Source organism: Microcoleus sp. SVA1B4 (genome assembly GCF_036700545.1).
Lineage (GTDB): Bacteria > Cyanobacteriota > Cyanobacteriia > Cyanobacteriales > Microcoleaceae > Microcoleus.
The window spans coordinates 75,524-84,377 of sequence record NZ_JAUBPB010000024.1 but is presented as its reverse complement, the minus strand read 5'-3'; the positions used below and the strand labels follow the sequence as shown (position 1 = coordinate 84,377).

Below are 8,854 nucleotides of genomic sequence, written 5' to 3'. Positions count from 1 at the left end.
ATTAAATAACTTCCACTCTTGAAAGTGGGATGGGCGTCCCGCCCGTCCAAAAAAGACGGGCGGGACGCCCATCCCACCATAACAATTAAAATTGTAAGTTATTTAATTCGCGAGCCTTAGTATGATTTACATATTTTTTTTTTACTAGGAATCATGCGAGGTAAATCAAACTTGGTTTCTTTTTTTGACTTTCACTGCTTCCTTACCACAATTACCTTAAACAACCGGGTTAATTTGTTCGGGACTGTGGCGGAAAATATGGCACATAACGCGAGGTTTAGGGGTTTAAAAAACTCGGAATTTTAGTCAAAACTACGTAAGTATCGCTCGCCTGTTATACATCTTGCTTAAAGTAGCAAAAAACTCGCTCAAATCCCTACTCGCCGGCGCTCCCGCTTCTTTCTGCATCGGGCGAGCAGCTTGCAGCCCGCTTTCAGGAGCAACTAACCGAACAGCCGACTTTCTCTCAAAAACTTTATATTTTATGGAGGAACTTTACCAAAACTTCATAAAGATCGAGTAAAATTTTTATGTATTTTTGATGAAAGCCAATATAGGCAAGTCTTGCACTCAACTTTAGACCGTTACCGAAACCAAGTAAATGTAGTAGCTTGGAAGTCTAGGCCGGATGAAAATCTTGCTGTTACAGATTAAACTGTGCCAATCTAGTGTCAGTGAAAACTCTTAGAAGAAGCACTCATTTACTGCAAAACACCCTTAAGTGAGATATGTATGTATATTCACTGGTGTGGAGCCTCTTCTTCAGGTTTGACGATCGTCCTAAATATCGCAGGCTCGCGATCGTCTATTCGCGTCACGGCAACATGGCATTTAGGGCATTTTGGGCCTAACTACCTAACAATACAGGAGGAATCAGGGTTATGACTACCTTAACGCTAGTCAAAAAAACATCTTTTACAGTCGCCAGCTTGGCAACCACAATGTTGCTCAGCATCTGCCTGCCCGTCCGAGCTTTCATGTTTGGCACCGACGGCATCCAGTTCGATCAAGATACCAATGTAGAGTTCACATTCCTAGAATCTCACAACTCTTACCAGTCCAGCTTGTGGGTAGCAGCCAAAGCTGCTGAGCCACAAAACAATGGCTACACCAACATCGCCAGACTGTTTTACGAGACTACACCCTCAGATAACGGCTCTGCCAACAACTGGAAAGGAACCTTCGGCAACGCAGTCACCTCCGAAAACGGCTCCATCACCCAAAACTTCAGATTTTTGAAGGATCAAATTTATGCCCTGCTGCTGTGGAGCGACACCGGCAGTGGCAACCCTCTCGCGCAATACGTCTCGTCAAGCACCTTCATGAACAGCTCCCAATGGCGGGCCGCTGGCACCCAGTTCCGAAGAGATGAATGTCTGGTGGCGGGATGTCAGCTTGCTGTGTTAGGTAACTTTGTGCTCCCCAACAACTCCAGTGGCTCCTTTGCAAACATCAACGGCGGTAAAGGCCCAGAGCAATTTTCATCCCTCACAATGGCCGAACTGGCTAATGGCACAAAAATCTCCTTCGACGATGCCGAACCAGGAACCAAGCTAGACTTCAACGACTTCACCGTGTTGGCTCAGTTAGCCCCCCAACCAGTCCCCCAACCAGTCCCCCAACCAGTCCCCGAACCAGCCCCCGAACCAGTCCCCGAACCAGTCACAGTATTCGGGACTATCCTGGGGATCGGGGCTTTGGCTGCGGCTCGCAGGAAAAAAAAGCGAGGGCAGTAACCATAAAAATGACTCTTAACCAGACCCATACAAATCTAAATAGTGCGTCTGTTCAGTGGTAATCTGAGGAATAGCATTTCTAAATGTTAAGACTTTTTCCATAACGGGAAAAATAGCATCCTAACAAAGGCACTATTCATGGTATCCACCGCAGAAAAAACGAACGTAGGCTACATCACCCAAATCATTGGGCCGGTTGTAGACGTAAAATTCCCAGGCGGCAAACTGCCCCAAATCTATAACGCTCTCACGATTTCCGGCAAAAACGAAGCAGGTCAAGACATTGCTGTTACCTGCGAAGTTCAACAACTGCTCGGAGACAGCCAAGTGCGTGCAGTTTCCATGAGTACCACCGACGGCTTGGTGCGTGGCATGGAAGTAGTAGATACCGGGGAATCGATCCAAGTTCCAGTCGGAATCCCAACTCTCGGCCGGATTTTTAACGTCATCGGTCAACCCGTAGACAACCTCGGCCCGGTCAATACTTCCGAAAGTATGCCCATCCACCGCAACCCGCCGGCTTTCACCGAACTGGAAACCAAGCCTTCGGTGTTTGAAACCGGGATCAAGGTGATTGACCTGCTGGCCCCCTACCGTCGCGGCGGCAAAATCGGTTTGTTCGGTGGCGCAGGCGTCGGCAAAACCGTGATTATGATGGAACTCGTGAACAACATCGCCAAGGCTCACGGCGGCGTGTCCGTGTTCGGTGGTGTGGGCGAGCGCACCCGCGAAGGTAATGACCTCTACAAAGAAATGATCGAGTCGGGGGTTATTAACGAAGAAGACCGCAGCAAGTCAAAAATTGCTCTGGTTTACGGTCAAATGAACGAGCCGCCTGGTGCTCGGATGCGCGTGGGCCTGTCGGCTCTGGCGATGGCCGAATACTTCCGTGATGTCAGCAAGCAAGACGTGCTGCTGTTCATTGACAATATCTTCCGGTTCGTGCAAGCGGGCTCTGAGGTATCGGCTCTGTTGGGTCGGATGCCTTCGGCTGTGGGATATCAGCCGACTCTCGGTACAGACATGGGCGACTTGCAAGAACGGATTACCTCGACTACCGAAGGTTCGATTACTTCAGTTCAAGCTGTGTACGTACCTGCGGATGACTTGACTGACCCCGCACCGGCTACGACTTTTGCTCACTTGGACGCTACAACTGTGTTGTCTCGCGGTTTGGCTGCGAAGGGGATTTATCCTGCGGTTGACCCGCTGGATTCTACGTCTACGATGTTGCAAGTTAGCGTTGTCGGCGAAGAACACTATGGTGTTGCTCGTCAGGTGCAGTCTACTCTGCAACGCTACAAGGAATTGCAAGACATTATTGCAATTTTGGGCTTGGATGAGCTGTCGGAAGATGACCGCTTGACAGTTTCTCGCGCTCGCAAAATTGAACGCTTCTTGTCTCAACCGTTCTTTGTGGCTGAAGTGTTCACCGGTTCCCCCGGCAAGTACGTCAAGTTGGCAGACACCATTAAGGGCTTCCAAATGATTTTGGCTGGCGAACTTGACGAATTACCGGAACAAGCTTTCTATTTGGTGGGCGATATTAACGAGGCGATCGCCAAAGCTGAAAAAATGAAAGCTGACGCCAAGTAATTTTAGTCATGAGTCAGTAGTCAGTAGTCATGAGTCATGAGTCAGTAGTTATTAGTTATTTGTTATTAGTTATTGGTTATTGGTAACAACTGACAACTGACAACTGACAACTGACAACTGATAACTGACAACTGACAACTGACAACTGACAACTGACAACTGACAACCGACAACTGACAATTTATGACATTAACTGTGCGCGTAGTGGCCCCAGACAAAACTGTTTGGGATTCTAATGCTGAAGAAGTAATTCTGCCGAGCACCACAGGCCAACTGGGTATCTTGAGCGGTCACGCTCCAATGTTGACAGCTTTGGATACCGGAGTGATGCGCGTCCGTCCCGGCAAGGAATGGGTGTCTATTGCTCTGATGGGCGGCTTTGCAGAAATCCAAGAAAACAAAGTTACTATTCTTGTCAACGGCGCTGAAAAAGGCGAAACCATTGATAAAGAAGCTGCTCGTACTGCTTACACCGAAGCAGAAGCTCGTTTGCAAAAGGCTACTACCGGCACTTTGCAAGAGCAAATTCAAGCTAAGCAAGCAATCAAACGCGCGAGAGCTCGTTTCCAAGCTGCCGGCGGCACGCTCTAGCATTTCTCCCTTGGGTGAAGTACAAGATATAGAATAGGAACACGGCACTGCCCCATTGGTGTCAAAAAACACGTCAAACCTAGTATCAGTCTGCTGTCTGACGGTAAGGCCTCGATCCCCCCTAACCCCCCTTAGTAAGGGGGGAACAAGATCCTACTCAAAGTCAACCCCTACTCCCCTTATTAAGGGGGATGCGAGGGGATCAAGACTCAGGTAAAAGCGAGATTTCTCAGTAGGGGCGGTGCCCCCGTGCCCGCCCAAATTTACTCGTGTCCGCCCTAAACTCCCGCCTCGGACAATAGAGATTGCATTGTTTCCCAAGATAACCCCTGCTGAAGATAGCGGGGGTTATTTGGATTGTAGGGACTCTCCACGCGATCGATACTGATGATTTTTGCTTCCTCCGGCAAAACAGGAACCTCTGGATCGCTCGCGGTCGATCGCGTCAGGGAGCTAGAAAAGCCTTTAAAAATAGCAATTTCATCGAATTCGCCGTCAATTTCGGCCTTGACGATTAAAACTTCGTGCGATCGTTTTACCGTGTATTGTTCCAAGCGACGAGCAATAGAGTCAGCCATAGCAAATATCACTTTCCTGAAATCTGCTATAATATAGCTTAATTTTGTGGCTAATTTCAGGGGCAGCGAGCCAATATTTTATTCTTAATTAAACCTTTTTTAACAGCCGGAAGTAAGCGCACATAATATAAATTGTGTAAAAAAAAGTTGCAATATTTTCCGTCAGCAAAACCTACTTGTTCAATATTTTACAGCATATTTTATGTATATTTAGTACGGATAAACCGGGTTTCGATCAATAGAATCAGTTAAGATGCGAGAACTGTAAATAAACCCCGTGAGAGCGCGGTATAATTCATAAACCTGGAATATTCTGTATGATGCAGAAACAGAACCAAGCATTCAACTAAAACAGGCAACTGCTGGTGAATTTCAAAAATGTCTGGAGCTTTATTTCTAGAAAAATTTTACTTAGACGCAAAAATTATTCAATAAGATTTGCGAAAGAAAGCCTCAAGATAAGTTAGGATCGCGAATTAAATAACTTACAATTTTAATTGTTATTGTGGGATGGGCGTCCCGCCCGTCCAAAAAGGACGGGCGAGACGCCCATCCCACTTTCAAGAGTGGAAGTTATTTAATTCTCATTCCTTAGCAGCAATTTACTCTCAGCGCTCTCTAAAGAATGGAATGTCTGGAGTGCCACAAGGATAGTCGGGGATAGAAGCTTTGGATGAAAAGTAGTGATACAGATATATTGTATGTGAACATCGGTAAGGACAGGGAAATGCCTTGTCCGGCGCGGGGACGAGCACACGGAAATGCCGTGTCTCTACGGTTCGCTTTGACTTTTAATAATTTGGTATAAGATGAAAGATTGTAGAACCGAGATCGCGTCTTCCTTGTGTAAGTTGTGTTTAAGTACAAAATGGTTTATAATACTTACCAGCGGTAAGAACTAGCTCCAAGTATTAACTGGGTTTTTCAACCTAAACTAATGTTATGTCCACTCTTTCTCTCAAGCACTTAGTGGCAAAACTTTCAAGAAAAGCAACGCTGCAAACTGTACTCATAGTTCCGTTTGTCTTGCAAGTATTTGCAGCGGTGGGTATTGTAGGATACTTATCATTTAGGAACTCTCAAAGAGCAGTGAATGACCTTGCGGATCAGTTGATGGGCGAGGTGAGCAATCGCATCGAGCAAAATTTGAGAACTTATCTGCAAACTCCGCACCAAATCAATCAAAGCAAGCTGGATGCGGTGAAACTCGGTTTTGTGAACATGAAAGACTTGTCAGCTTGGGAAAAGTATCTATGGCGACAAGTGCAATTATATCCTTATATCAATTTTACATCGATCGCTAATCAAGATGGAGAATATCGCACTGGCGAAAAGATGTCTAATGGCACTTTATTGATTAACGCATCGGGGCCTTCTACAAATTTTAATTTTTATTCTTACAATACTAATGATACGGGCGATCGCACGACAGTAGCCGCCTCCGTTAAAAACTTCGACATCCGACAGCACCCTTCCTACGCCTATGCGGCTCTAGAAGCCAAACCAACTTGGAGTTCAGTTTATATATCCTTCCTAGAACCCACCTTACTCCTCAGCGCGCTGCAACCAGTTTACAACAGCCAGAAACAGCTAGAAGGAGTATTAATTGCTGCTTTGCGTCTCGACAGTATCGGTCAATTTTTAAACAGCCTCAAAATAGGTAAATCTGGTCAAACTTTTATTATCGAAAGAAACGGCACGCTGCTGGCAACTTCCACAGCCGAAAAACCTTTCCGCACCCAAAACGGTCAAAAAGAACTGTTTAAAGTTACAGAAAGCAGCGACGCAGTAACGCAAACTACAGCTAAATATTTAGAAAGTCACTTTCAAAACTTGCACCAAATTACAAAATCGCAGCAAATAAATGTTGAAATCAACGGTCAGCAGAAATTTTTAAAAGTCCTGCCATTTCAAGACGACAAGGGTTTAGATTTGCTGATTGTCGTTGTCGTTCCCGAAGCCGACTTTATGGAACAAATTCATGCGGGCAACCGAACTACAGTGTTGCTATGTCTGGCAGCTTTGGGCATGGCAAGTGTGTTAGGAATTCTCACTTCTCGCTGGATTATCAAACCTCTTATAAAATTAAAAAATGCAGCAATAGCTTTATCTGAAGGACAATTTGACCAAACTGTCAAGCTCGATCGCTCCGACGAATTGGGCGTACTTGCCGCTGCTTTTAACAGCATGGCACAACAACTGCAAGCATCTTTTACTGCCTTAGAAACTAAAAATACCGAATTGCAGCGACTCGACAAACTGAAAGACGAATTTTTAGCCAATACTTCCCACGAACTCCGCACTCCGCTCAACGGCATTATTGGGATTGCAGAATCTTTAATAGACGGTGCTACCGGACAACTGCCAGAACCAACAAATTTTAACTTAGCTTTAATTTCATCATCGGGCAAAAGATTGTCTTCTTTAATTAACGATCTTCTGGACTTTTCTCAGCTAAAACACAAAACGATAGAACTGCAAATTAAGTCAGTCGGTATTCGAGAAATAGTCTCTGTAATTCTCACTTTGTCTCAGCCATTAGTAGGCAAAAAAAACTTGCAGTTGATTAACTCAGTCGCTCCTGAATTGCCGCCAATAGCAGCAGACGAGAATCGCTTGCAGCAAATACTTTACAACTTAATCGGCAATGCAATTAAATTTACCGAAAGCGGCAGAGTTGAAATTTCAGCAGAATTGGTAACGGGCAACGCACAATCACCGTCTAATTCCCAATTAGCCATTACTGTATCTGATACTGGCATTGGCATCCCCGAAGATAAATTAGACCGAATTTTTGAATCCTTTGAACAAGCTGACGGTTCTACTGCTAGAGAATATGGCGGCACGGGTTTAGGGTTAACTGTTGCCAAGCAATTAGTTGAATTGCACGGAGGGAAAATTGGGGTATCTTCAACTGTAGGCGTCGGTTCCCAATTCATCTTTACTTTGCCCGTATCTGAGAGTCAGCCAGATTTTAATAGCATACAGCCGCGTTTAACCGAGGGTTCTCCCATTTTAATCACTCCTGAATTCGCGGGCAAATCCTCTATAATAAATTCTCAGCTATCAGACAATAGCGATTTGCTAGAAAGTGAAAAACTAAAAGTTTTGGTAGTCGATGATGAACCCATTAATATTCAGGTCATCATCAACAGTCTTTCTCTAGCAAACTATGAGATAACTCAAGCGAGCAACGGCTTAGAAGCTTTAAATCTGATTGAATCAGGATTTAAGCCCGACTTAATTTTACTCGACGTAATGATGCCGCAGATGACTGGTTATGAAGTGTGTCGAGAAGTTCGCAAAAAATACTCGCCTTTAGAAATGCCGATTCTGATGCTGACGGCTAAAAATCAAACTACTGACTTGGTAGAAGCTTTTAACTTAGAAGCAAATGATTATGTAACTAAACCTTTTATAAAAAAGGAATTGTTGGCGAGAATTAATACGCAAATTCGCCTAGCAAAACTGAATGCAGCCTACGGCAGGTTTGTGCCGCACGATTTTCTAAACTTGCTGGAAAAGCCGAGTATTATTGAAGTAAAATTAGGCGAACATCAGGAAAGAGATATGACAGTGCTGTTTGCTGATATTCGCTCGTTTACTGCGCTTTCCGAAAATATGACACCGGATGAAAATTTTACATTTATTAATACTTACTTGGGAAGGGTTAGCCCTGCAATTAGGAAAAATAACGGGTTTATTGACAAATACATTGGTGATGCAGTAATGGCACTGTTTCCTACATCCCCTGAAGATGGTGTGCGAGCAGCAATTGATATGCAGAAAGAAGTAAATCTCTATAACCAGCAGCGAGAAAAAAGTGGCTTGTTTCCGATCGCGATCGGCGTCGGTTTGCACGCGGGCAATTTGATGTTGGGTACCATCGGCGAACGAGAACGGATGGAAAGTACGGTGATTGCTGATGCGGTGAATCTCGCGTCTCGTTTGGAAGGATTGACTAAGGTTTACGGCGCGGGCATTCTAGTTAGCGGTGCAATTATCGATCGCCTCGACGATCCAGAAAAATATAAGTACAGATTTGTCGATCGAGTAACGGTGAAAGGAAAGACAAATGCTGTGTCGGTGTTTGAAATTTACGATACAGAAACAGAGGAAAGCATTGTACTCAAGCAGCAAACGGCGGAGGTTTTTCAAGAAGCCCTCAATTTTTACTACGAGCAAAAATTTGTTGCCGCCCAAAAAGTATTTCAGAATATTTTACAAATCAATCCAGACGATCGGGTAGCAATGCTGTATTTCAAACGCTCTCGCAAGTATCGAATGTACGGAGCCCCGGAGGGGTGGTGTGGGGTGGAAACTTCGACAGAAAAATAGGGCGCACACTGCACG

At 45.0% G+C, this 8,854-nt stretch carries 6 protein-coding genes; 5 read left to right on the top strand and 1 reads right to left on the bottom strand.

Going from position 1 to position 8,854, the window contains the following annotated elements; translation table 11 throughout:
• The first annotated feature begins 732 nt into the window (after positions 1 to 732).
• The 4 genes from QT987_RS13740 (at position 733) to atpC (ending at position 3,923) form a co-directional block, all read left to right on the top strand.
• Positions 733 to 885 carry a hypothetical protein gene (locus QT987_RS13740; protein ID WP_333234142.1) on the top strand — a complete coding sequence of 51 codons (153 nt, stop codon included), beginning with the start codon at positions 733 to 735 and terminating at the stop codon, positions 883 to 885.
• Positions 882 to 1,736 carry a PEP-CTERM sorting domain-containing protein gene (locus tag QT987_RS13735; RefSeq protein WP_333240749.1) on the top strand — a complete coding sequence of 285 codons (855 nt, stop codon included), beginning with the start codon at positions 882 to 884 and terminating at the stop codon, positions 1,734 to 1,736. Before QT987_RS13740 ends, QT987_RS13735 begins: the two co-directional genes overlap by 4 nt.
• A 138-nt stretch (positions 1,737 to 1,874) precedes the next feature.
• Positions 1,875 to 3,332: a F0F1 ATP synthase subunit beta gene (gene atpD, locus QT987_RS13730; RefSeq protein ID WP_333240747.1), complete on the top strand. Its 1,458-nt coding sequence runs from the start codon at positions 1,875 to 1,877 to the stop codon at positions 3,330 to 3,332.
• A gap of 183 nt (positions 3,333 to 3,515) precedes the next feature.
• Positions 3,516 to 3,923, top strand: a complete 408-nt coding sequence (gene atpC / locus QT987_RS13725) for an ATP synthase F1 subunit epsilon (RefSeq protein WP_333058306.1) — start codon at positions 3,516 to 3,518, stop codon at positions 3,921 to 3,923.
• A gap of 278 nt (positions 3,924 to 4,201) precedes the next feature.
• Here the strand turns inward: atpC and QT987_RS13720 are convergent, their stop codons facing one another.
• Positions 4,202 to 4,501, bottom strand: coding sequence for a DUF7734 family protein (locus QT987_RS13720; RefSeq protein WP_333240746.1), 300 nt, complete (start codon positions 4,499 to 4,501; stop codon positions 4,202 to 4,204).
• Positions 4,502 to 5,443: 942 nt separating this feature from the next.
• On the opposite strand from QT987_RS13720, the gene QT987_RS13715 reads away from it, so the two are divergent.
• Positions 5,444 to 8,839, top strand: coding sequence for an ATP-binding protein (locus QT987_RS13715; protein ID WP_333240744.1), 3,396 nt, complete (start codon positions 5,444 to 5,446; stop codon positions 8,837 to 8,839).
• Positions 8,840 to 8,854: the final 15 nt, after the last annotated feature.